This window comes from Bacteroides sp. 2201st1_D9_2201SCRN_220225 (assembly GCF_040928965.1).
Classification (GTDB): domain Bacteria; phylum Bacteroidota; class Bacteroidia; order Bacteroidales; family Bacteroidaceae; genus Bacteroides; species Bacteroides stercoris.
Window position 1 is genome coordinate 81,790 of the sequence record NZ_JBCODG010000003.1, and the last position, 24,100, is coordinate 105,889.

Genomic DNA, 24,100 nt, shown 5'->3' on the forward strand with positions numbered 1-24,100 from the left:
ACTTTTTCTCTAAAAAGCATCTACAATATGGAAGAAATTACACAAAACATGCCTCCATCTAGTCAACATAGACCGTATTCTCACAAAGTGTTAACGTTACTTTTTTTAAACGGTTCATCAAACGAATTGTTTCTTCAATACCACCCTGACGATTGGACATAAAATGTATGCGATATGCCATGGCTTCTTTATTTCTAAATATAACGTTCACATTATACCAACGTCCAATAGACTTCATAATATCCGCCAAAGTCAACTCATCAAAATAAAAATATCCATCTTTCCAATAAGTATAGGCCTCACTGTTTACTTCCTTCACCTCAAACTGCCCATTGGAAAGAAGTATGGCATCTTTACCTGGTTCCAAATCCACAAAACGTGCATTTTCATGGCTGCGAACCTGTACCTTACCGCTAATCAGCGTTACATGGCTGTCTTCGGCTGTATAACTTTTCACATTAAACTCCGTTCCGAGAACCTTAGTTTGCAAATAATCCGTCTTTACAATAAAAGGTTTTGTATCTTTTGTAACTTTAAAATACGCTTCTCCTTCAAGAAAAACCGTACGCTCCCTTTCTATAAAAGCTGTAGGATAAACCAATTTACTATTGGCATTCAGCCACACCTCCGTACCATCACAAAGAATCAATTTGAATGTCTCGCCTCTGGGGATTACAATAGAATGAGTCTGTAACATCTTTTTCACTACCGGAACGGAATTCCTCGCTAGATTAGTATAATCAAGAGTCCGCCGTTTTTCTACTTGTTTGTTTTCTTTTTTAGGCTCATCATCCAAAAAGAATTGCTTGCCGTCATTTAATTCCAAAACAATACGCTGTTCATTCGGATCCGCAGCAAATACCGTGACAGATTTAGGCGGGGCAACCGGTATATTAAATAAATAATTAAATGAAACAAAAGCTCCTACCAGGATAGCTGCTACCGAACTGCTCCATATCCAAAACATCTTAAGATATTTTTTCTTATTCTGTCTACCTTTCAAACGAGCTAATTCAGCCTCCACATCAACCATACCGGAAGCCTGGCACTTATGCAAAAGATATCTGACATCCATCAAATCCTTACAGGCATCTAATGTCTCCACATCTTTCAAATCCTCCCATTTCTTGTCAGAGCTATCGGATGAACTCTCCATTAAATCCAGTGCTTTATCAAATTCAGATGTACTATCTTGATTACTCATAAATCCGCTAGTTTAGTTAATACCTTATTATAAATGCGTTTATAAAACTTATTTTGAACCGTTTAGCCTATTTTTTATATTTATTTAGCAAATTCCTCACGAATAGCCTTCAAGGCTTTAACAATATGTTTTCTAACCGCACTTATGCTTATATTCAATTCTGCGGCTACTTCTTTATACTTCTTCTCATGTAGATAGCACTCTTCCAGGATATGCCTCGTATGCGGGGTCATTCCATCCAACACTTTCTGAATCTTCATCATACGCTCGTCTTGCTCCTTGAACTCCACTTCTGTATAATTTTCATACAATTTCTGAGAGAATTCAGCATAAGCATAATGTATATCCTGATGTCTCAGATAATCGATAGCACGATTGCGTACATATATAAAGAGATACGACTTAGCCGTGGCCTTCTCTATCCTATCAAAATTCTTCCATATATATTCAAAAGCATCGCTCGCTATGTCACGGCTTACTTCCCAATTATTAATGAGAGAATGTGCATAGGAATAAAGAGAGACATAATACTCTTTAAAAAAGAAATCAAAGTCGGCAAAGTCCTCCACCCTTTTACAATTTATTATTCATCTTAAACAATTTTACCAGCGAAATTAATTATTATTATAATACAAAAAAAGCAGTATTAACTCTTTTAGCGTCCAAAAGAGTTATATAATATTAATACATCAAAAATCAAGCTAACAAAAGCCACTCAAGGTTATTTAGCTTTCCTGCTTGTCCGATAGAAGTTTCTGAACCTCACGGTCTGCCTTAGTCAACTTATCACTGCAAAAAGCAATGATTTCATTTGCCTCCTTTATCTTTACGGCAAGTTCATCTATTTCCAGTTCATTGTTGTCTATCTGACTGACAATTTTCTCCAACCGTTCCATCGCTTGGGAATAAGTCTCTTTTTTCTTGGGTGCAGGCATAGGATTATTTATTTTTTTGACAGTTTATTTGTTACTACTGAAACCACTTCTCCTTTATACAGGCGAGTGATAATTTCATCACCCTCATTTAAGAGAGAAGCATTCTTTATTGCTTTTCCGTTTTTCAATGTAATGCTGTAGCCACGGGCTAATTGCTTTTCCGGAGAAGCATCCGCCAGCCGTTGTTGCAGTAACTCCAGCCGATGATGCTGACGGAACAAGGAGGCTGTTACAGCTTGTACAATATCTTTTCGGACGGTAAGCAAAGTTAATTTTGCATCCGAAATGCAACCATAAGCAGCAGAGGGAATACGATTCCTGTATGATACTAACTTCTGTTGCTCTTGTACCAGCAAATTCCGGACACCATCGCATAGGCGGGCAGCCAGCGATTCCAATTCATCGGCAGCCTCATTCATGCAGTCTATCAGAAATTCGGCAGCAGCAGTGGGAGTTTTGACACGGGTATGGGCCACGGAATCGAGAACCGTATCATCGCGTTCGTGTCCGATACCCGTGATAACAGGCAAAGGAAACTGCGCACAGGCAGCCGCGAGCAGATAAGTATCAAATCCGGAAAGATCGGAAGTTGCCCCACCGCCCCGGATAATAACTACTACATCAAAACTGTCCGAACGGGAATTTATCTTATCCAAAGCAGACAAAACGGATTCTTCAACACGATCACCCTGCATCAATGCCGGAAAAAGTTCCGTATAGAAGTAAAAACCTCCCGGATTATTCTGCAACTGGTGGCAAAAATCACCGTATCCGGCAGCGGTTGGGGAAGAAACAACCGCAATACGCTGCGGCAAACGAGGCATTCTCAATTCTTTATTTAAAGTAAGTACCCCTTCTTCTTCCAATTGTTTCAAAATCTCTTTACGGCGACGGGCCATATCACCCAAAGTATAGGTGGGATCTATATCCTGTACTGTAAGGCTATATCCATACAGTTCATGGAAACTGACGGTCACTTGCACCAGCACTTTGATACCCGAAACAAAAGCCTGTCCCGTAGCTTCCTCAAAATAGGGTTTCAACAAACGAAAGACGTTCGACCATATCGTTCCTCTCGCCTTAGCTATCAGACTATTACTACGGACATCTTTCTGTACGAACTCCAGATAGCAATGTCCGGTGCTGTTGGTACGTACATCACTCAATTCTGCCTGTATCCAATAGGCATCAGGCAAACATTGCTCCAAGCTGCGACGCACCAGCGCATTTAATTCGTATAGTGATAAGGCATCCATTCTTTAAGTATAAGTATGCAAAGTTCCTGTCCTTACTTCATTTTTAATTTATAGCTATTATATGCTTTCCACATATCCGGCACGCCATAACCGTAGATATTATCCGGATAGTCGGCACGGTCACCGGAAGCGCGGACTAATTCAAGCAACTCTTTCGCTGTCAGCCGGGGGCATGCCTGCCATAAACAAGCCACCATTCCACACATGACGGGCGAAGAGAAAGAAGTCCCGTTTGCCTTACCCTGATTTCCGTCCGTGCGAATCACATCCGCTCCTTCGCCCACAGCTACAACATCCGGTTTAATCCGGTTATCAGCTGTGTTGCCGATAGAGGAAAATGGCGCCAACACCGCCTGTTTGTTGATAGCGCCTACCGTCAACACATTATCAGCATCTCCCGGCGGGGTTATTCTTTTCCAAGACCCCATTCCCGAATTACCGGCACTGCACACCAGTACCATACCCTTATCGGCTATATGCGAGGCTTGACGCGACATCAAGGCATGATGTCCGTCCAAATCACGATATTTGTAATTTTTCGATTTGTCATCGAACGCATAATACCCCAAAGAAGTATTAAGCACATCAACTCCCACACTGTCGGCAAACTCTACGGCAGCAGCCCAATAATCCTGTTCCACCAAGTGTTCGGAAGCCTCATCCTCACTGCGGAACAGCCAAAAGGAAGCTTCCGGTGCAGTACCTGTCATAATTCCCGGCTGATTCATTCCAATGCAGGAAAGCACACTCAGTCCATGACTGCTTGCCGCAAATAAATCCGCCTGAGGATTGACAAAATCTTTCATGCCCAAGACACGGATATTCCGCATAGCCGTTATCTTATCCAGATTATGAAATCCGGCATCAATCACGGCAATCGTCATTCCCTGCCCCCTGAATCCGGCATCATGCAACTTATCTCCATTGCTCAACTGAATTTGAGTGAGAGCAGGACCGTAAATACTGTCTGTATATATCTTCGGCTCATTGATTACAGAATCGCGCATTGCATCCCCCATTCCTTCATTCATTTTCGGAGCAGTCCATACTTTCTCCGTAGCGCGTACAAACGGCAATGCGGCAATATGTTCTATCAAAGCGGAATCATTGCAGGAAACCGTAACAAAATTTTCCCATTTCCCTACAACTACAATATTCACTCCTTGTCTGCGTATTTCATCAATATACTGACGGCAAACCGGCAGGTCGGTGGAATCAACCGCCAGGTTCTGTTTTTGACGTCTTGCAATGGCTTTCTCCGAAAGGAACTGTTCAGGATGCTCCAATGAATAAACGGTAGCTGCCTTGTCTCTTAAACTAATACGGTATTTCAACGTATCTTGCTGTGCCGACGCACTTGCCAGAAACAACACTAAAGCTGAAAGAATAATCAATCTCTTCCCCATTAATCTCTTTTTATTTTCAAATTTCAGTTTTTAATTTTTAAATATACATGCCGATACCACGTTGTGAAGCAATGAACGAACCGCCTACCACCCTTTTTCCAATATAGAATACAGCTGATTGTCCGGGTGCAATGGCAGATGCTTCCGTCTCAAAATGCACCAGCAATCGCCCGTCTTCCAGACGCTTTACCGAACAAGGTATCGGTTTGCTCCGATAGCGGATGCGAACCGTCAGTTCCCCGCTTCCAAAAACTTCCCCCTCATCAATCAGATTATCCTGTTCCGCAAGCATATATTCCGCTTTGAGCTGCTCGGCATCTCCCAACATTACGGTATTCTTCTGCGGATTTATTTTCAGCACATAAGCTGGTTTTCCCAATGCGATTTCAAGTCCTTTCCGTTGCCCGATGGTATAGTAAGGAAAGCCCTTATGCTCTCCCAGCTTCACTCCTTCCGAATTGACAAACCATCCCGGGCCTACTTCATTGTCTATCTCCGGCGAATGCTCACGCAGGAAGTCCCGATAATCTCCTTTTATGAAGCATACTTCCATGCTCTCTCCTTCCTCGGCTTTCGGTGCATAGCCTTTATCCCTCAGATAATCGCGCACTTGCATCTTGGTATAGGTTCCCAACGGGAAAAGACAACGTCGCAAGACATCCTGCCCCAAGCGCCAAAGGAAATAAGACTGGTCTTTCTTATCGTCATCCCCGGCAACTATATATATTTTCCTATTCTGCTCTTCCAGACGGGTATAGTGCCCGGTAGCAATATACCGGCAATTCAATTTATCCGCCCACTCCGTTAGAATGCGGAACTTGAACAGAGGATTGCACATCACACAAGGATTGGGGGTACGCCCCTGCCGGTATTCATCGATAAAGTTCCGGACAATCACCTCACGAAAAGCCTCTCGTTCATCAGCCACATAATGTTCAATGCCCATATTCTGAGCAAGCTGGCGGGCTTCCAACGGCTCTTCTCCCCACACCCACATCGTAAGACCGATTACCTCGTACCCCTGCTCTTGCAACATCAGACATGTAGCGGTACTGTCAATGCCACCGCTCATTCCAACCAACACTCGTTTTTCTGCCTTGTTCATTTCTCGGATATACATCGTTTAAGATGCAAAAATACAGGTTTTCAAACAGAAGAAAGAGAAAAGGCATGCCTTTTTTGCAAGAGTTCACATAGCTGCATATCGTTTTGCCCGTGACTTTGTAACAGAAACGAAACACATATGACATAAAATCACAACACATACGACCGTATCTTTGCCAACATAAACAAACCGACAACAAATTATGAAAAAAAGCGCATTGATGCTGTTCCTCACCCTGTTGCCCTTTATGGCAAAAGCCCAAAACACCCAAAACGGAAAGAAGATAGACAAGGAAAAACTGGAAAGCAAGGATTATCTGCCCGAAATACACGGAACAATCCGGGGCAAATACGAATACCAGACCACTATGGGCGCCGGACGTTTCGAAGTGAGAAACGCACGTGTCAGCGTTACCGGCAATGTCTTGCCGATTGTTGCCTACAAAGCCGAAATAGACCTGTCGGACGAGGGAAGCATCAAAATGCTCGATGCCTACGCACGCCTGTTTCCGGCAAAAGGGTTGACAGTGACCGCCGGGCAGATGCGCGTGCCTTTTACCATCGACGCACACCGATCACCCCACCAGCAATATTTTGCCAACCGCTCGTTCATAGCCAAGCAGGTGGGCAACGTACGCGATGTAGGTATCACACTGGGATATACCCTGCCTACCGACCTGCCTATTACGATAGAAGGCGGACTGTACAACGGTTCGGGCCTGACCAATCAAAAAGAATGGCATAAAGAAGTGAATTATTCTGCCAAAGCCCAATTTCTTTTCATCAAAGGGCTGAACCTGACACTGAGCATACAAAGCATCCAACCGGAAGAAATACGGGTGCAATCGTACGACATCGGCGCTTACTATGAGTCCGACCGCTTCCATATCGAAGCGGAATATCTGTACAAGCAATATTCCGACAATGCCTTCAAAGATGTGCAAGCCGTAAACACATTCATCAATTACGACCTTCCGCTGCGTAAAGTATTCAATAAAATGTCTTTCCTGCTACGCTACGACATGATGACAGACCAAAGCGACGCCAAGACCACCGATGAAGAAACCGGCGCATTGGTCACCACCGACTACAAACGCCAGCGGCTGACAGGCGGTATCACCTTCAGCCTCAGTAAAGCATTCCGCACAGACCTGCGCCTGAATTATGAAAAATATTTCTATGCCAACAGCAGTATTGCAAAAGAATCTGAACAAGACAAAATAGTATTGGAATTAATGGTACGATTCTAAAAAAATTACATATCTTTGGAATAAGCAAATTGATGTATGACAAATCCGCTTATTCCGGGCATCACTGCCGCAGAACAAGACGTGTTGTATCAAAAGCTAAATGAATACAACCTGAAAAAAGCTTCTTTCAAAGAGGTAGGCGCCTATCTTGTGGTATTGCCAAGAGCAGATTGTCCCCGATATTCACTTTGGATTTACTCCCCTCTGCCCGAAAGGCAATCCATATTTTACATATTCGACCTGAGTGAGGATATACACGAAGCCTTACGAATGGCAAGCACCTTATGTTACTACTCCCCCCGTCCTCTGTCGTTAGTGGAGTATAATGCCAAACGAATGCAGAATAAGGGCGACGATATTATCTCGTTCGGCAAATATCACGGACATTATCTGCACGAAATCCTGCGGATAGACCCCGGCTATCTCACCTGGATAGCTTTCAAGTTCACTCCCCGAATTCCTAAACAGGAACGCTTCGCACAAATCGCCCGGATATACCATTCCGTATACATTGACATCCTGCAACGGAAAGCCAAGCAACCGCCTGCCGGACGCTTTCTTGGGAAAGAAGGGGAAAAAGTGACAGATCTGACCCTGACCGTTCTCAGTGTCCGGCTGGAGGACGACCCCTACAAGACACAAGTCAGGGGTACGACCCCTTACTTCTATGTCCGGCAAATACTAAGGCTGAAAGACACCTCCGGAAATCTTGTGACTTTCCGCGTCAACTCCCGCACGGCAAGCAGGCATTCGTGCCAACTACCCGCCGTGGAACATGCTTACCGGACAGACGAAACCGTCCATATAGCCTCGGCACGCATTGCCGGTACGTACACCATCGGAAAAAACAAATGGACGCGACTTAATTATGTAAAATTTCATCCATAAGACCGAATCCGGTCAAAAATTCCATTTCAAACATCAATTCATCCACCCCTTACCGAAGAGAAACCCGTATTTTTGCTCCATACATATTTAAATACGTAATGCCATGAAAAAACAAACTGCACTCTGGTGCTTATCCCTCCTATTGGTGATGGGAGCCTGCACCACATCCTCCTCCCGGAAAACGGCCGGAGAATGGGCAAAAGTACCCGGAATACTAAAAAATATCGTACCGCCCGTATTCGCCGATACTGTTTATGATGTAACCGACTACGGAGCAAAGAGCGATACAACTTTCGACAGCCGTCCCGCCATCCTCCAAGCCATCAGTCATTGTAACACGAACGGTGGCGGTACCGTACTCATTCCCGCAGGAAATTATTTCATCAAAGGAGCCATTACACTGAAAAGTAACATAAACCTGCACATCGCCGAAGGAGCACGTCTGGAATTCTCTACCGAAGCCGCCGACTACCTGCCTATGGTACTGACAAAATGGGAAGGAACAGAATGTTTCAACTACTCCCCCTTTATCTACGCATACCAATGTACAAATGTCGCGGTAACCGGCAAAGGAACTATCGACGGAAACGGTTCGGTGACTTTCAACGGCTGGCATGCCATACAAGGTCCTGCCGTAGACCGTCTGCGCCAAATGGGTATCGATTCCGTTCCTGTATACCAACGCGTATTCGGAGAAGGACACTATCTGCGTCCCTGTATGATACAATTTTACGGTTGCAAGAACGTATTGGTAGAAGATTTAAAAATTTACGATTCTCCCTTCTGGATCATTCATCCCGTATTTTGCGACAACGTAACCGTACGGAATGTATATATCGACAGCAACAATTACAATAATGACGGCTGCGACCCGGAATCCTGCACCAATGTACTGATAGAAGATATGGATTTCAACGTTGGTGACGACGGCATCGCTATCAAATCAGGGCGCGACCAGGACGGCTGGCGCATCGGTCAGGCTACGGAAAACGTTATCATCCGCAACTGTCATTTCGCACGTTGGGCCATCACTGTCGGAAGCGAAATGTCGGGCGGAGTGCGGAATATCTATATCGAGGACTGCAAGATAGACAGTTGCCGTAACGGTATATATTTCAAGTCCAACCCGGACAGAGGCGGCTATTTCGAAAACCTGAATATGCGGCGCATCGAAGCCGATGTCTGCCTGTGGGGTGTTATCAATTTCCGCACGAACTACCACGGGTATCGGGGCGGCAATCATCCTACACTATTCCGCAACATCTGCATTGAAGATGTAACCTGTAACCGCGTGGACAGCGTAGCGCTCATGGCTAACGGACTGCCTGAAGCCAAACTGCACAACATCACCCTGCGGAACATCAACGTGAAGAAAGCTCCCAAAGCGATACAAATGGAGAATGTGGTGAACCTGACGCTGGACAATGTAGTAGTAAACGGAGAAAAAGTAACTGCCCCCTGATTACTTCTCTCCAACCGGCGGACGCTTACGCCAATCGTCTTTCCGGTAGCTGTCCGGATAAATCGTTTTGTCCACAATCTCCCCGCCTTTGGTACGAATCCAGGTAGTGAATGTGCGGGCGTTTTCTTTCATCAGAATAACACGGGCACCATTCGGCAGGTGGTTATACTCCGTATTTCCACCTGTAAAACGCCCGTAAGCCAACAGGATGCCGTGCCACATAACGGAATAATCATTATCGTGGTCGTGCCCCACAAAAGTACCCATTACATCACCGGCTTCTTTCATGGCGGCAAACATGCCGGTATTCAAGAGCGGAGCACAAGCCTTTTCCATACGCGTGCCTATCAATATGGCACTCTCATCAGCCGCAGCCTGATTATATTCGGGTAGGGGAATATGGAAAAAAGCCAGAGCAGGCAAAGGCTTTCCGCCATTTCTTTCCGTATAAGCAGCGCTCTGGCTACGATACCAGTTTACCTGATCAAAGGTAAACCAGGCATATCCTTTCACATCCGGCAGCCGGGAGTAGGAGTGCGAATCCATACAATACAACAAAGCTGCATCACGATTACTGTCGGAAGCCTGCAATGCAAGCACGTAGTCGGGTGAATCGGCCTCACCTCTGTCCGGCTGAATATTATAAGGAACAGAGCGAACGACATCATATAATTCGGCACGCGTCTTATCCTGTTCATTGTCATGGTTGCCAAAAGTCACAACAAAAGGAATTTTACGGGAAGAAGCACAAGCAAGTACCGTACGCATGGCTGTTTCTGCCGGCTTCGCATACACCACGTCACCGGTAAATACAACCAGGTCGGGACGTTCTGCATCAAGCACTTCATTGATACGCTTCAAGGCAATATCCGAGGCAGGATTACCATATTTGAAATGCACATCGGTAAACTGCACTATTTTGAATTCCCCGTTTTTATCGAATTTCAAAGGCTTTATCTGTGCCCGGCAGAACATTACGGACAGCAGTACCATACAAAGGGTCAAAGCAAATTGTTTCATAGTATTTTCTGATTTTGATTCGGAGTTCGTTTATTCTTTGACTATCAAGACAGTTGCATAAGCCGATATTCCCTCTTCCCGTCCTGTAAAGCCCAACTTCTCCGTAGTGGTAGCCTTCACGGATACATCGTCTTCATCAATCCCCAACACAGCAGAAAGAGTCTGCTGCATGGCGGGTATATGAGTTTTCAACTTGGGTCGTTCCGCACAGATTGTCGCATCAATATTACCGATGGAATACCCTTTACTGCCTATCAGGTCCACCGTTTTCTTCAACAATATCTTACTATCTATATTTTTAAATTCGCCTGCCGTATCGGGAAAGTGATAGCCTATGTCGCGCATATTCGCCGCACCCAGCAATGCATCGCAAATAGCATGTATCAGCACGTCTGCATCCGAATGTCCCAAGAGACCTTTCTCATGCTCCAGGCGTACACCACCCAACCAAAGTTCTCTATCTGTCACCAGCCGGTGAACATCAAAGCCAAAACCAACACGTATCTTCATATCTTTTCAATTATATAATAAACGTGCTAAAGTAGACATTATTCACTATCGGCTCAAAGATATTCTGCTATTTTTCCTTAATGAGAGGGATTACGTACCTAAAAAACAAACAGCAAGTCTTACAGCCTAATACAAAGGAGCATGAAAGAGCTGACGAAATCAGCGGATATGGAAATCAAGCAGCTTTTCCCCGCCTAAATAACCTTGTAAATGCTGACCGACGCTGACGGGCCCTACCCCGGCAGGGGTACCTGTAAACAGTAAATCACCAATCTTCAAAGTCATAAAACGACTGACATAGGCTATTATATCGTCTATCTTGAAAAGCATGTCTGCCGTATTGCCACGTTGTACTTCGCAACCGTCTATATCGAGATGGAAATCTAAATTCTGCAAGTCTCCACCGGCTTGTTCCAAAGAAATGAACGTACCGATAGCCGCTGAGTTGTCAAACCCTTTGCACAGCTCCCACGGGTTACCGGCTTCACGGAATTTCCGCTGCAAGTCACGGGCTGTAAAATCAATGCCTACCGTCACCGCATCATAATAACGATGCGCAAAACGGGGAGCTATATTCTTACCTAACCGGCAAATACGTACCACAACTTCCGTTTCGTAATGGACTTCATGGGAGAAGTCGGGAACAAAAAACGGCTTGCCGTCTTTCAAAATAGCCGAGTCGGGTTTCATGAAGATAACAGGTTCCCTATTCTCCTGAGTATGCCCAAGCTCCCTATTGTGCTGTGCATAATTCATCCCTACTGCTATGATCTTCATTACCTTATCTCATTAAAATTCAAACGGTTAAACATTACTGCCAGATGTGCATACAACGAAGTGTTCTGAACCACTATATCTTCCGGCACACGGATACGGAACGGAGTAAAATTCCATACGGCTTTAATGCCGCCTGCCACCATCGTATCCGTAATTTTCTGCGCAATCTCAATAGGTACTGTCAGCACACCGATATTGACGTCATATGCCTGCATTTTCTCTTCAAAATCATCGGAATGATAGATTGGAATGCCATTCAATGCCGTCCCTACCAAATCGGGATTTACATCAAATGCTGCTACAATCTCCAGACCGAAATGGTTCAAACCGGAATCTCGCAGCAATGCACCACCCAAACTTCCCACACCGAAAAGAAATGCTTTATGTATATTGGTAAATCCCAAAAAATCTTCCAACACGGCAATCAGCGTATCTATCTCATACCCCACACGGGTACGGCCGGAAATATTGACATATGACAAGTCCTTCGCTATCTGAGAGGCATCAATATTGATTTCTTTGGAAATTTGAGTAGAAGAAACGAAACGCTCCCCTCTTTTTCTAAGCAATTTTACATTGGAAAGATACCACGGAAGCCGGCGCAAGGTAGGTTCCGGCACCTTTGTAGAGTCTTTCTTTTGTAACTGACTGTTCATAGCTTTTCCTTTAAGTTCTCAATATTATGACTGACAAAAGTAGTGCTTTTTTTCCAATCTATAATATATCTATGACAAAAGGTTAACATTATTTCTACCTGTGATTGCAAAGTTCCTTGTAAAACCGTATTTTTGGACTCCTTTTGTGAGAAAATTAAAACAAGTATATATGGCTAAGAAACCAAAAGAGAACGATTGGAAAGACAGACTGAATGTAGTGTATTCAACCAACCCCGACTTCAAATACGAATTGGACGATGAAGAAGAGCAAACCACTCTCCAACCGTCCCAACAACGTCTGCGCGTACAATTGGACCGCAAGAACCGGGGCGGTAAAGTTGTAACTCTCGTTACCGGATTTATCGGTACGGAAGACGATTTGAAAGAACTGGGCAAATTCCTTAAAAGTAAATGCGGTGTGGGAGGAAGCGCCAAAGACGGAGAAATCATTGTACAAGGAGACTTTAAGCAAAAAGTACTGGAATTACTAAAGAAAGAGGGGTATACACAGACCAAAACGGTGGGATAACTCACTGCTGCTTTAAAAACATAATAAAGAAAAACGGTCGCTATGGATATTTCCATGCGACCGTTTCCATATATTTACATCCGTACGGAATTATTCAGCACGCAAAGTGAAACGCTTGAAATCAACGATTTTCAATTCAGGGTCAGCTTCTTTCAGCACTTCTCTTACAGTCTTCTTGCCATCCATGATATCTTCCTGGTTCAGCAAGCAAACTTCTTTCAGGAATTTACCCAGACGACCTTTAGCAATATTCTGAATCATCTGTTCCGGCAAGTGTGCAGCTTTTTCAGCAGAAACTGTAGCAATGATTTCTTTTGCCTTTGCTACGTCTTCAGCTGTAATCCATCCCTTAGCCATGTTGCTTTCCATGTGGTCTTCGCTGTCAACGTGAGCAGGGTTGATGCCGGCTTTCTTCAAAGCAGCCTCAACAGCCTTCTGTACTTGTTCAGCTTTTGTCTTCTCGATAGCAACTTCGATTTCTTTCTGCTTAACTTCTTCAGAAACACCGTCTTCGTCGATAGCCAGCGGATTCATGGCAGCAATCTGCATGGCCACTTGCTTAGCCAACTGTTCGTCAACATTCTTGTTGAAAGCAACAATCGTGCAAAGGCCGTTTCTGTTCATGTGGTTGTACACAACCGTAGTTGCACCCTCTACAGTCAGATAACCGTCGAGTTCCATCTTTTCGCCTGTGATACCGCTACGGTCGGTTACTGCATCCTGTACAGTACCGTTACCCATCGGCAGGGCTTTTACTTCATCCAACGTCTTGCACTTATTGGCAACGGCAAGGTCAAGGATATCCTGAGTCAGTTTCACGAAGTCGGCATTCTGAGCTACGAAGTCGGTTTCGCACTTCAAAGCGATGATAACGGCAAAGTCACCGGTAGTCTTAGCCAAAACGCAGCCTTCAGAAGCTTCACGGTCTGAACGCTTAGCAGCAACAGCCTGTCCTTTTTTACGGATAATTTCCATTGCCTTATCGAAATCGCCTTCTGCATCGTTCAATGCATTCTTGCAATCCATCATACCAGCACCGGTCATTTTACGGAGCTTGGTTATATCAGCCATACTTACAGCCATACTATCTTTCCTTTATATTTTAGTTAATAAATATCGTTCTAAAAAGCGAAAAAGAGCTGAGAATAGAGAATTGAGAATTGCTGTAAAGTAACTCTCAACTTTCAATTCTCAACTCTCCACTATGAATTAAGCCTCTTCGTCTTCCTTAATGAAAGCGGCAGCTTTAGCTGCGTTGATTGCTTCCTCGTCAGACTTGTCGAGTCTTGCTTTTGTAGCTTTCTTCTTGCCTTTGTTGGCAGGAGCCTCACCGGCAGCTTCCATGTCTACCTTCTCAGCCTTACGTTCTTCCAAACCTTCCTGCATAGCAGCGCAGCAAGCATCCAAGATAACTTCTACCGACTTGGTAGCGTCATCGTTTGCCGGAATAACGAAGTCGATATTCGTAGGATCGGAGTTGGTATCAACGATACCGAATACGGGAATACCCAAACGGTTGGCTTCGCGAACTGCAATATTCTCCTTCATTACGTCGATAACGAACAAAGCAGACGGCAGACGAGTCAGGTCAGCGATAGAACCCAACGTCTTGTCCAACTTGGCACGTTGACGGGAGATTTGCAGGATTTCTCTCTTAGAGAGGTTAGAATAAGTACCATCGTTAGTCAGCTTATCGATAGTAGCCATCTTCTTCACAGCCTTACGGATTGTCGGGAAGTTGGTCAACATACCACCCGGCCAGCGCTCGATTACATAAGGCATATTTACAGATGCAGCCTTGTCGGCAACCACCTGCTTAGCTTGTTTTTTAGTAGCAACAAACAGGACTTTCTTTCCTGATTTAGCGATTTGCTTCAAAGCTTCAGCAGCTTCGTCAATTTTAGCAACCGTCTTGTTGAGGTCAATGATATGAATACCATTGCGCTCCATGAAGATATAAGGAGCCATTGCAGGGTTCCACTTTCTTTTCAAGTGACCGAAGTGACAACCGGCTTCCAATAATGTATCAAAATTAGTTCTTGACATTTTGTTTTAATCTTTAAATCGTTTACTTTCTTTTTTGTTTTTTCTAAACCAACCGCCGGGTAGCCTATCCGAATGAAGAGTCCCGGTAGTTTAGATACTAAACGCTTTTTCAGTTGAGAGTTGAGAGGTGAAAGTCGAGAATTAAGCAACTTGTCCGCCCCAACCGTTCTCCAACTCTTAACGTTTACTGAACTGGAATCTACGACGAGCTTTCGGCTGTCCCGGTTTCTTACGTTCAACAGAACGGGGATCGCGAGTCATGAAGCCTTCAGCACGGAGAGCAGCTTTATCTTCAGCATTGATTTTCACCAAAGCGCGAGCAATTGCAAGACGCAATGCCTGAGACTGTCCGGTGAAACCGCCACCGCAGAGGTTTACTTTGATGTCGTACTTTTCAGCAACACCCAGCTTGTTCAACGGTTGTTTAACTACATACTGAAGAATGCTTGATGGAAAGTACTCTGCGAGGTCTCTCTTGTTAATAGTAATCTTTCCAGTACCTTCGCTTACGAAAATACGTGCAATTGCACTTTTACGTCTGCCTAATGCATTTACTACTTCCATTATCTCTTATTTAAGTGCGTTAATATCAATCATTTTCGGGTTCTGAGCATCATGCTTGTGCTCGCTGCCGGCATATACATACATATTGCCCAGCAATTTGGCGCCCAACTTATTTTTAGGCAGCATACCCTTTACTACTTTTCTCAGCAACTTGTCATCACCGTTCGGTTTTGCCTGCAAACGAGCAGGAGTGATTTCTCTCTGACCGCCGGGATAGCCTGTGTATGACAGATATACCTTGTCATTCCACTTGTTACCGGTTAATTTTACTTTGTTGGCATTGATAATGATTACATTATCGCCGCAATCTACGTGAGGAGTAAAGTTAGGTTTATACTTTCCTCTCAACAGTTTCGCAACTTTTGCGCCCAGACGACCCAATACCTGGTCTGTAGCGTCAACAATGACCCATTCTTTAGTCACTGTAGCTTTGTTTGCAGAAATGGTCTTGTAACTTAAAGTATCCACTCTTAATTGTTTTTTTAAATGTTACTACTAAATTTTTGCTTCACCACGAATCAACCGCCTCGGACAAAGGGAGATTAATCCGCTATGAATTAAATGCTTATCCTTATGAGATAATAATCGGCTTGCAAAGGTACGGATTTTCTTATAACTGGCAAACGTTTTCTTCTTTTTTTTGATTTGCACTTGGCTGATATACAACAAAAAGAAATTCTCTTCCGAGGAAATACAGATTTCCTCGGAAGAGAATTTCAAAAGTTCCCGCCCGCACACGCAAACACTTATAAACAGAAAATTTTCCGGATTTGCGCAAGGGACATAAAACAACATTCGTTTTATACTACCGAACAATGTCTACCGGAAACGCGGATGGCATATTTACCCGTTTCCATGTTTCATGGAACCATGTATTCAGTTCATTTCCGTTTAAATCTTTTGCGATAAAGTATTTCAGGTACATCACACCTCCCTCACCCATTTCAAATTCAAGGATATTGTCCTTATTATCCAACATAGGCAGATGGATGTTCCTCTCGATACTTTCCTTATAGGCTGTACCCGATATTTGCCGATAGGTACCATACCCTGTAATAATGGCATCTGCACCGGGCCGTATCGTGAAGTTAACAATGCGACCGTCATCGCTCAGTACCTTAAATGTATTACTCGGCTTCAATGTTCCGGGAATTTCCGGATTTTCAGACACATAATGACACAACTGCCAAATACCTTCCAGATGCGCCGGCTCAAAAGCAGCCTTATCCTGCGCCCGGACTCCTGTTACCGCAAGCAGCACCACTGCCAGCATGGTAAAGAAATAATTCTTTTTCATATTCGTATGATATTGGTTAACGCTATGCCATTCCTATTGACACAAATATAAAGATTTATTTCGAGAAAATAACAGTTTATCCGATAAAAAAGCCCGCATAAACCAAAGTTTATGCGGGCTTATCCGTCAAGGATATTTTATTTCGTTCTTCGGCGGTTAGAACTCCGCATTGCGCGGAGTACGCGGGAACGGTATCACGTCACGAATATTAGTCATACCGGTTACAAACAGCAACAGACGTTCAAAGCCCAATCCGAAGCCTGAGTGCGGGCACGTACCGAACTTGCGGGTATCAAGATACCACCACATATCTTTCATCGGAATATGAAGTTCTTCAATGCGGTTCATCAGTTTAGCATAATCGGACTCACGCTCGGAGCCGCCGATTATCTCGCCAATCTTCGGGAAGAGCACATCCATAGCACGTACCGTTTTACCATCGTCGTTCTGCTTCATATAGAACGCCTTGATTTCTTTCGGATAATCCGTCAGGATAACCGGACGCTTGAAGTGGTCTTCCACCAAATAACGTTCGTGCTCGGAAGCCAGGTCGACCCCCCAGTATACAGGGAATTCAAACTTATGCCCCTGTGCTACGGCTTCTTCCAGAATCTTAATACCTTCCGTATAAGGCAGACGAACGAAGTTTTCTTTCAGTACACCTTGCAAGCGCTCTATCAAACCCTTGTCAAACATATCATTCAAGAACTTCACATCATCGGCGCAGTTATCCAAAGCCCACTGTACGCAGAACTTGATGAATTCTTCCGCCAAGTCCATGTTATCGGTAATGTCATTGAACGCAACTTCCGGCTCCACCATCCAGAACTCAGCCAAGTGACGGGGGGTATTGGAGTTTTCCGCACGGAACGTAGGCCCGAACGTATAGATAGCGCCCAACGCCGTAGCGGCAAGTTCACCTTCCAACTGACCGGAAACCGTCAGACTCGCCTGCTTTCCGAAAAAATCGTCATCGTAGATAATAGAACCGTTTTCGTCTTTCTTCAAATCATAAAGGTTCATCGTAGTAACCTGAAACATCTGTCCGGCTCCTTCGCAGTCGGAAGCCGTAATGATAGGCGTATGAAAATAGAAGAACCCTTTCTTATGGAAGAATTCATGAATGGCAATAGCCATATTGTGACGGATACGGAACACAGCACCGAATGTATTCGTACGAGGACGCAGATGGGCTATCTCGCGAAGGAACTCCATAGAGTGCCCTTTTTTCTGCAAAGGATACGTATTGTCGCAAGTACCCAACACTTCAATTTCACGTGCCTGGATTTCAGCTTTCTGACCGGAGCCTACCGATTCCGTCAGCACACCGTTCACGCTCAAACAAGCTCCTGTGGTAATTTCTTTCAGCATCTGCTCATCGAAGTTTGCCAAATCCACCACAATCTGCACATTATTTATTGTAGAACCGTCGTTCAGCGCGATAAAATTAACTTGCTTACTACCTCTGCGGGTACGAACCCAACCTTTCACGTTGACCATAGCGCCAAAATCCTCGCGCTTCAGCAGGTCAACAATCTTTGTTCTACTAATCTTTTCCATAAAACAGTTATTATAACTTGATTATATATTATTCGAAAGAGCCCATGCGCAGGAAGTTCACCTCTTGTTCCGTGAGGTAACGCCACTCGCCGCGACGCAAGCCTTTCTTGGTTAAGCCGGCAAAGAATACACGATCCAGCTTCACGACCTTGTATCCCAGCGATTCGAAAATACGACGCACGATACGGTTCTTGCCGGAGTGGATTTCTATGCCCACTTCATCTTTTTTGAAATCATCCGTATAGCTGATAGCATCTGCCTGGATTTCACCATCGTCCAACTGAATACCGGCTGCAATCTGCTCCATATCGGCTTTAGTCAGATTCTTATCCAAATGCACATGATATATTTTCTTTTTCAGATACTTGGGATGGGTCAGCTTGGAAGCCAGGTCGCCATCGTTCGTCAGCAACAATACCCCCGTAGTATTACGGTCCAAACGACCTACCGGATAGATACGTTCGTCACAAGCACCTTTCACCAAGTCCATTACAGTACGACGCGCCTGCGGGTCATCGGAAGTTGTCACCGTATCTTTCGGCTTGTTCAACAGGACATATATCTTACGTTCGATGCTGACCGTCTGGTCGTGAAACTTCACTTCATCGCCACGTTTAATCTTAGTACCCAATTCCGTAACCACTTCTCCGTTTACAGACACTACACCTGCCGTAATAAACTCATCCGCTTCACGACGCGAGCATACACCGGCATTAGCCAGAAACTTATTCAAACGAATCGGTTCGTTCGGATCGACAAACTGTTCTTTATACTCTATCTGTTTCTTCTTACTGTACTTGGCATTGGGATCGTAATCTCCCGTACGGCGAATCGGGCGACTGTAGCTGTCTCTGTTGCCATAAGGGCGTTGAGGACGGTCACCGTTCGAGTTATAGCGCGGACGGAAAGGGCGGTCACCACCAGCATTGTTACCATAAGGACGCTGAGGACGGTCGCCACCTTCACTGTTATAACGGGGACGGTAAGGACGATCACCGCCAGCATTGTTACCGTAAGGACGCTGAGGACGGTCGCCACCTTCACTGTTATAACGGGGACGATAAGGACGATCACCGCCGGCATTGTTACCGTAAGAGCGTTGAGGACGGTCGCCACCTTCACTATTATAGCGGGGACGGTAAGGACGGTCACCGCCGGCATTGTTACCGTAAGAGCGTTGAGGACGGTCGCCACCTTCACTATTATAGCGAGGACGGTAAGAACGGTCGTTGTTATAGGAACGCTGAGGACGGTCACCATTTTCCGCATTCGGATTAAAGCGCTGACGGTAAGGACGGTCACTGCTGTACGAACGTTGCGGACGGTCGCCATTTTCACTATTAAATCTCGGACGATAAGGGCGGTCACCATTTTCACGGTTATAAGACGGGCGACTATAGCTTCCCTCTCTGTTAAATTGGTTACCATCACGGCCGGCGCCTGAATTCTCCTCTGAAGAAGAAGCATCACGCCAAGTTTCATTTTCTGTACTCATTGTTTTATTCGAATAAAATTAAACCTACTGGCCTCACGGCCATTCTTTCTTTATCTCTAATTACCTTTATTTTAGCTTATAACAAATTCCGGATTAAAAAAGTTGAAATCTCCGGTTTCCCTTGTCGCTTCTTAAAGCCCCGTATATGTATGGGGAGTAATTGCACGTAATTCTTTCTTTATATCTTCGCTTACATTCAATTCTTCTATGAATTCCTTGATAGAATTCTCTGTGATAGCCTGATTGGTACGTGTCAATGCTTTCAGCGCTTCGTAAGGATGCGGATATGCCTCACGGCGCAGGATTGTTTGAATGGCCTCGGCCACAACACTCCAGCAGTTATCCAAATCGCGATAGATAGCCGTTTCATTCAACAGCAGCTTGCGCAATCCTTTCAATGAACTCTGAATGGCTATTATGATATGTCCGAACGGAACGCCCACATTACGCAATACGGTAGAATCCGTCAGGTCGCGCTGCAAACGTGACACCGGCAACTTCACAGCCAGATGTTCAAGGATAGCGTTTGCTATGCCCAGATTACCTTCGGCATTTTCAAAATCAATCGGATTCACCTTATGCGGCATTGCACTCGAACCAACCTCACCAGCCTTGATCTTCTGCTTGAAATATTCCATGGAGATATACTGCCAGAAGTCACGGTTCATATCAATCATCACCGTATTAATTCGCTTCATCGCATCGAAGATAGCAGATAGATTATCATAATTGGAAATCTGAGTCGTATATTCTTCGCGCTCCAACCCCAGTTTCTCTGCAACGAACTTAGTACCGAAAGCTTTCCAGTCATATTCCGGATAAGCCACATGATGTGCATTGTAATTTCCCGTAGCACCGCCAAACTTAGCAGTAACCGGACAAGCCTTCAATGCAACCAGTTGGCGTTCCAAACGATATACAAACACCATTATCTCTTTTCCCAGACGAGTAGGAGAAGCCGGCTGTCCGTGCGTTTTGGCGAGCATCGGAATATTCGCCCACTCTTCAGCATAAGCACGGAGTTGCGCTATCAATTCCTCTATCTGCGGATAATATACCTGTTCCAATGCCTCTTTTACAGACAAAGGAATAGAAGTATTGTTAATATCTTGTGAAGTCAGCCCGAAGTGGATAAACTCTTTATAGTCGTCCATTCCGCCTAACTTATCAAATTCTTCTTTCAAAAAATATTCAACAGCCTTCACATCATGGTTAGTCACGCTTTCAATATCCTTGATACGTCCGGCATCGGCTTCTGAAAAATTACGGTAAATATTTCTCAAAGTTTCGAATACATCCTTATTCACCCCTTTCAACTGAGGCAAAGGCAGTTCACATAAGGTTATAAAATATTCCACTTCAACCTGTACACGGTATTTTATCAGTGCGAATTCTGAGAAATAGGCAGCCAAAGCATCTGTCTTGCCCCTGTAGCGACCGTCAATCGGGGAGATTGCGGTAAGTAAATCAAGTTCCATACGTCGTATTTATGATAATTATCGGATTGCAAAATTACGGCTTTTTTCCGAGTAATCAGGTATAATGGGGAAATAAATTAAAAAAATGAAGTTTCAGAATAAAAAAATAGCTTTGCATACTATATACAAAGCTAAAATCCGCAACAATGTGTGGGCGTTGACGGATTCGAACCGCCGACCCTCTGCTTGTAAGGCAGAAAAGTCCGGCACATAACTAATTATCTCACAAACAATTATCAGAGCAAGCTGCTTTTGTTATAAACTATTTCAAATTAGACTTCTGTTTTAACAACTCTATCTCATGATTCAAAAGAGCGATTTCCTGCTCCTGAGCACTGCATTTTCGCAATGCTTCCCGTAGCTGTTTCCGAAGGGAAGCTATCAGTTCATCCTTGTCGTTCATATCCCGGTTTTGTTATAAAAAGGCTTTCCCACACGATTTATATGCTCACCAATAGGAGTACCTATATTCTTATTGTAATCAACCACATCAACCTTATATAACAAACCCAAATCCTCTATCTGGATATTGATATCCATTAGCTGATTAAAGGTAAGCCCATCCCCCACCGCAGCCAAGTCAATATCCGATCCCTCGGAATACGTACCCTTGGCACGGGAACCGAAAATAAGTACCTTTTCTATATTGGGATGGCGGCGGAATACACCGCAGATATCCGTTATTACTGTATCACTTAAACCGTACATAAACTATCCAGGTTATTGTTCATTTTTTGTTGTTCTTTAGAGAGTCTGTTATCCAATTGCTTTAGAAGATTCGAATACTCATCATATATTTTAACAACAATTTCTCCTGCTTCCCCCTCATTATATGTATGAGAAGTCGTATTTCTAGCCTTTGCCATTCTTCTCCATGAGTCATGATTAGATAACAATCCGTCTTCAAAGGCCTTTTGCAATACAGGGTTAGGGCCACTAATACCCTCGTATCCCTTGTATCTTAAAAAGTCCTGCAAAACTTTCCATGCGAGTTCAAATGTATATTCAAAACGCTGAACTAATCCCTCCATCTCTAATTCTGATAAATCTTGAGGTCTTCTATTTGACTCAGTTAATTCTAACACACGACTACAAGCCCGATGGAAGCTGTCGTATCTTTGAAGCCAACGTATATCTTGTTCCATAATTTTGTTTTCTTCTTTAATTTATTCTATCCTTTTATACTTATAAGGATTTACGATTGTTAGGGGATATAAATTAAACTCATTTTCATTAATAATTTTCAAAGGTACCTTATCACGACTTGATACATTTTCGTTATCAACAATATCATAAGTATACATATATTTAGCATCCCTCGACAAAGAGAAGTAATAAGTATCTTCAAAACTTGCCCAAGATGTTCTTATCTTCCCAAATATTTTATCATCATAGCCATTTTCAAGCAAGCCTAACACTGAAATTTTTCTAGGAATATCATACACTTCTAAGAATTCCATAGTTCTTGAATTATCATCTGTTTGAAATTTCCCATGAAATACATCAAGTACCGCTTTCTGTTCTTCAGTATAATATTCTTTTATATCTTCATCTTCACCGCAAGCTGAGAACAAAAACAAAAGTACAAATGCCAAATAATGCTCTATAATTTTCCTCATTTTATATACCTACTTATTCATTAATACATTAATCAATCTCTCTTTCTCTTGAAGAAGTTTATCTTTCGCATCGATAACTTCTTTCAAATGCTTTATCTCAACCAATGCACTTTCAAGTTTTTCTTTATAATCCAAGTTTAAAGAATCCACATTATTATTCTGACCTAAAACGATACTATTATTTCCTGTATTAGATTGATTGTTATTTACTGAATTATCAAAGAAAATAGTTATTGGAACATTAAAAATAGCAGCAAGCTCACGAAGCAATGAGGTGTTAACATCTTCTTTATCAAGCATATCATATACGGCTTGTTTTGTCTTACCCAATCGTTTTGCCAAATCTGCAACTTCAATATTTTGTTTAAGCATTAACTCTTTGATTACCAATCCAATTTTCATACATTTAAAGTTTTTATTTAATCATATTCATTATTTTCTTGAAAAATATTTCAAGTTTTTCTTGTTTATATTTCAAGAAAACATTTAATTTGCACCATAAAGTTAGTGCAAAAGTGCAATAACAGCAAAATAAAGTTGGAATAAAAACAGCAAAATAGATTATTCACTCTAAAAAAGACAAGATATGGGACAATTTAGTTGGTTTACACAAGACACCAATCATCGCATTGTGAATGGCGAGAATTACAAAGTTGTAATGACTGATGATAAAGGAAACAAGTATGTAGAACAATACTATGAAGGCTATGGGGAGTTCGGAGGCAAAGACTACTACGAACTTCTTGCAGAAATGAACGGCTTAGGTTCAGATAGAGACAAGGGGATCGAACTTGCTTTTGAAAATTCCCCTAACGGCAGAAATCCAAATATCAAGCATCCATCAATAACTGAGAATGGAGAGTATTTCGGAGGTAAAGCACCCGAATCAGACCCCGACCAAGGCTTTCCTGATATTGACGAAGATGAAGAATGGGAGGATGAAGAATGATATGAACAAAAGCACAGAGATTTCATAAGAAATTAATCGATAATAAAAAGTAGATAATCAATCCCGGCTGGGCTTGACCACCTTGCCGGGAACTC

28 protein-coding genes are annotated in these 24,100 nt (G+C 43.5%); 5 read left to right on the forward strand and 23 right to left on the reverse strand.

Annotated elements, in window-relative coordinates:
* Positions 1-58: 58 nt before the first annotated feature.
* The 6 genes from AB5903_RS01465 to mnmA form a co-directional block, all read right to left on the reverse strand.
* Positions 59-1,204, reverse strand: a complete 1,146-nt coding sequence (locus AB5903_RS01465; protein ID WP_117857678.1) for a FecR family protein — start codon at positions 1,202-1,204, stop codon at positions 59-61.
* An 80-nt stretch (positions 1,205-1,284) separates the two neighbouring features.
* Positions 1,285-1,773 carry a sigma-70 family RNA polymerase sigma factor gene (locus AB5903_RS01470; protein WP_005658234.1) on the reverse strand — a complete coding sequence of 163 codons (489 nt, stop codon included), beginning with the start codon at positions 1,771-1,773 and terminating at the stop codon, positions 1,285-1,287.
* A 156-nt stretch (positions 1,774-1,929) separates the two neighbouring features.
* The gene (gene xseB, locus AB5903_RS01475) at positions 1,930-2,139 is read right to left on the reverse strand and encodes an exodeoxyribonuclease VII small subunit (RefSeq protein WP_005658237.1); all 210 of its coding nucleotides are present in this window, start codon (positions 2,137-2,139) and stop codon (positions 1,930-1,932) included.
* 8 nt (positions 2,140-2,147) lie between these two features.
* Positions 2,148-3,395 (reverse strand): exodeoxyribonuclease VII large subunit, encoded by a 1,248-nt coding sequence (gene xseA, locus AB5903_RS01480; RefSeq protein WP_016661608.1) that lies wholly within the window; start codon positions 3,393-3,395, stop codon positions 2,148-2,150.
* Between the two features lie 32 nt (positions 3,396-3,427).
* The gene (locus tag AB5903_RS01485) at positions 3,428-4,801 is read right to left on the reverse strand and encodes a S8 family serine peptidase (protein ID WP_272710539.1); all 1,374 of its coding nucleotides are present in this window, start codon (positions 4,799-4,801) and stop codon (positions 3,428-3,430) included.
* A gap of 37 nt (positions 4,802-4,838) precedes the next feature.
* Positions 4,839-5,921, reverse strand: coding sequence for a tRNA 2-thiouridine(34) synthase MnmA (gene mnmA / locus AB5903_RS01490; protein ID WP_016661610.1), 1,083 nt, complete (start codon positions 5,919-5,921; stop codon positions 4,839-4,841).
* A 187-nt stretch (positions 5,922-6,108) separates the two neighbouring features.
* On the opposite strand from mnmA, the gene AB5903_RS01495 reads away from it, so the two are divergent.
* The 3 genes from AB5903_RS01495 (at position 6,109) to AB5903_RS01505 (ending at position 9,505) form a co-directional block, all read left to right on the forward strand.
* Positions 6,109-7,155 carry a porin gene (locus AB5903_RS01495; RefSeq protein WP_368117609.1) on the forward strand — a complete coding sequence of 349 codons (1,047 nt, stop codon included), beginning with the start codon at positions 6,109-6,111 and terminating at the stop codon, positions 7,153-7,155.
* Between the two features lie 36 nt (positions 7,156-7,191).
* Entirely contained in the window at positions 7,192-8,043 is an 852-nt protein-coding gene (locus AB5903_RS01500; protein ID WP_016661612.1) for a hypothetical protein, read from the forward strand.
* A gap of 103 nt (positions 8,044-8,146) precedes the next feature.
* Complete coding sequence (locus tag AB5903_RS01505) at positions 8,147-9,505, forward strand: glycoside hydrolase family 28 protein (RefSeq protein WP_016661613.1); 1,359 nt, start codon at positions 8,147-8,149, stop codon at positions 9,503-9,505.
* Here AB5903_RS01505 and AB5903_RS01510 read toward each other — a convergent pair whose 3' ends face one another.
* The 4 genes from AB5903_RS01510 to AB5903_RS01525 all read right to left on the reverse strand — a co-directional run bounded on the left by AB5903_RS01510 (position 9,506) and on the right by AB5903_RS01525 (position 12,468).
* Positions 9,506-10,525, reverse strand: coding sequence for a metallophosphoesterase family protein (locus AB5903_RS01510; protein WP_016661614.1), 1,020 nt, complete (start codon positions 10,523-10,525; stop codon positions 9,506-9,508).
* 30 nt (positions 10,526-10,555) lie between these two features.
* Positions 10,556-11,035, reverse strand: coding sequence for a 2-C-methyl-D-erythritol 2,4-cyclodiphosphate synthase (gene ispF / locus AB5903_RS01515; protein WP_060385878.1), 480 nt, complete (start codon positions 11,033-11,035; stop codon positions 10,556-10,558).
* A gap of 159 nt (positions 11,036-11,194) precedes the next feature.
* A complete protein-coding gene (locus AB5903_RS01520; RefSeq protein WP_258997842.1) occupies positions 11,195-11,812 on the reverse strand; it encodes a fumarylacetoacetate hydrolase family protein in 618 nt (205 codons plus the stop codon).
* Positions 11,812-12,468, reverse strand: coding sequence for a redox-sensing transcriptional repressor Rex (locus tag AB5903_RS01525; RefSeq protein ID WP_005658317.1), 657 nt, complete (start codon positions 12,466-12,468; stop codon positions 11,812-11,814). Before AB5903_RS01525 ends, AB5903_RS01520 begins: the two co-directional genes overlap by 1 nt.
* Positions 12,469-12,637: 169 nt before the next feature.
* Between AB5903_RS01525 and AB5903_RS01530 the strand changes: the two genes are divergently transcribed.
* The gene (locus tag AB5903_RS01530; protein WP_060385876.1) at positions 12,638-12,997 is read left to right on the forward strand and encodes a translation initiation factor; all 360 of its coding nucleotides are present in this window, start codon (positions 12,638-12,640) and stop codon (positions 12,995-12,997) included.
* A 90-nt stretch (positions 12,998-13,087) separates the two neighbouring features.
* Here the strand turns inward: AB5903_RS01530 and tsf are convergent, their stop codons facing one another.
* The 13 genes from tsf to AB5903_RS01595 all read right to left on the reverse strand — a co-directional run bounded on the left by tsf (position 13,088) and on the right by AB5903_RS01595 (position 23,458).
* Complete coding sequence (tsf, locus tag AB5903_RS01535) at positions 13,088-14,080, reverse strand: translation elongation factor Ts (protein ID WP_005658319.1); 993 nt, start codon at positions 14,078-14,080, stop codon at positions 13,088-13,090.
* A gap of 126 nt (positions 14,081-14,206) precedes the next feature.
* The gene (gene rpsB, locus AB5903_RS01540; RefSeq protein WP_005658322.1) at positions 14,207-15,043 is read right to left on the reverse strand and encodes a 30S ribosomal protein S2; all 837 of its coding nucleotides are present in this window, start codon (positions 15,041-15,043) and stop codon (positions 14,207-14,209) included.
* Between the two features lie 177 nt (positions 15,044-15,220).
* A complete protein-coding gene (gene rpsI, locus AB5903_RS01545; protein ID WP_004288304.1) occupies positions 15,221-15,607 on the reverse strand; it encodes a 30S ribosomal protein S9 in 387 nt (128 codons plus the stop codon).
* Between the two features lie 6 nt (positions 15,608-15,613).
* On the reverse strand, positions 15,614-16,075 hold the full coding sequence (rplM, locus tag AB5903_RS01550; RefSeq protein ID WP_005658326.1) for a 50S ribosomal protein L13: 462 nt from the start codon (positions 16,073-16,075) through the stop codon (positions 15,614-15,616).
* A 337-nt stretch (positions 16,076-16,412) separates the two neighbouring features.
* Positions 16,413-16,904, reverse strand: coding sequence for a DUF4488 domain-containing protein (locus AB5903_RS01555; protein ID WP_005658332.1), 492 nt, complete (start codon positions 16,902-16,904; stop codon positions 16,413-16,415).
* 156 nt (positions 16,905-17,060) lie between these two features.
* Positions 17,061-18,464 (reverse strand): asparagine--tRNA ligase, encoded by a 1,404-nt coding sequence (asnS, locus tag AB5903_RS01560; protein WP_022104287.1) that lies wholly within the window; start codon positions 18,462-18,464, stop codon positions 17,061-17,063.
* 28 nt (positions 18,465-18,492) lie between these two features.
* Positions 18,493-19,959, reverse strand: a complete 1,467-nt coding sequence (locus AB5903_RS01565) for a pseudouridine synthase (RefSeq protein ID WP_117857663.1) — start codon at positions 19,957-19,959, stop codon at positions 18,493-18,495.
* Between the two features lie 131 nt (positions 19,960-20,090).
* Positions 20,091-21,437: an adenylosuccinate lyase gene (gene purB / locus AB5903_RS01570; protein WP_005658339.1), complete on the reverse strand. Its 1,347-nt coding sequence runs from the start codon at positions 21,435-21,437 to the stop codon at positions 20,091-20,093.
* Between the two features lie 262 nt (positions 21,438-21,699).
* Positions 21,700-21,840 carry a hypothetical protein gene (locus AB5903_RS01575; RefSeq protein ID WP_016661619.1) on the reverse strand — a complete coding sequence of 47 codons (141 nt, stop codon included), beginning with the start codon at positions 21,838-21,840 and terminating at the stop codon, positions 21,700-21,702.
* A complete protein-coding gene (locus AB5903_RS01580; RefSeq protein ID WP_016661620.1) occupies positions 21,837-22,145 on the reverse strand; it encodes a nucleotidyltransferase domain-containing protein in 309 nt (102 codons plus the stop codon). Before AB5903_RS01580 ends, AB5903_RS01575 begins: the two co-directional genes overlap by 4 nt.
* Positions 22,133-22,582 (reverse strand): HI0074 family nucleotidyltransferase substrate-binding subunit, encoded by a 450-nt coding sequence (locus tag AB5903_RS01585; protein ID WP_151871375.1) that lies wholly within the window; start codon positions 22,580-22,582, stop codon positions 22,133-22,135. The genes AB5903_RS01580 and AB5903_RS01585 overlap by 13 nt, the downstream gene beginning before the upstream one ends.
* Positions 22,583-22,603: 21 nt before the next feature.
* On the reverse strand, positions 22,604-23,056 hold the full coding sequence (locus tag AB5903_RS01590) for a hypothetical protein (protein WP_016661622.1): 453 nt from the start codon (positions 23,054-23,056) through the stop codon (positions 22,604-22,606).
* 9 nt (positions 23,057-23,065) lie between these two features.
* Positions 23,066-23,458 (reverse strand): helix-turn-helix transcriptional regulator, encoded by a 393-nt coding sequence (locus tag AB5903_RS01595; RefSeq protein ID WP_007557951.1) that lies wholly within the window; start codon positions 23,456-23,458, stop codon positions 23,066-23,068.
* 184 nt (positions 23,459-23,642) lie between these two features.
* Here AB5903_RS01595 and AB5903_RS01600 point away from each other — a divergent pair, with 184 nt between their 5' ends.
* Complete coding sequence (locus AB5903_RS01600; RefSeq protein ID WP_368117610.1) at positions 23,643-24,005, forward strand: hypothetical protein; 363 nt, start codon at positions 23,643-23,645, stop codon at positions 24,003-24,005.
* The last annotated feature ends 95 nt before the right edge of the window (positions 24,006-24,100 follow it).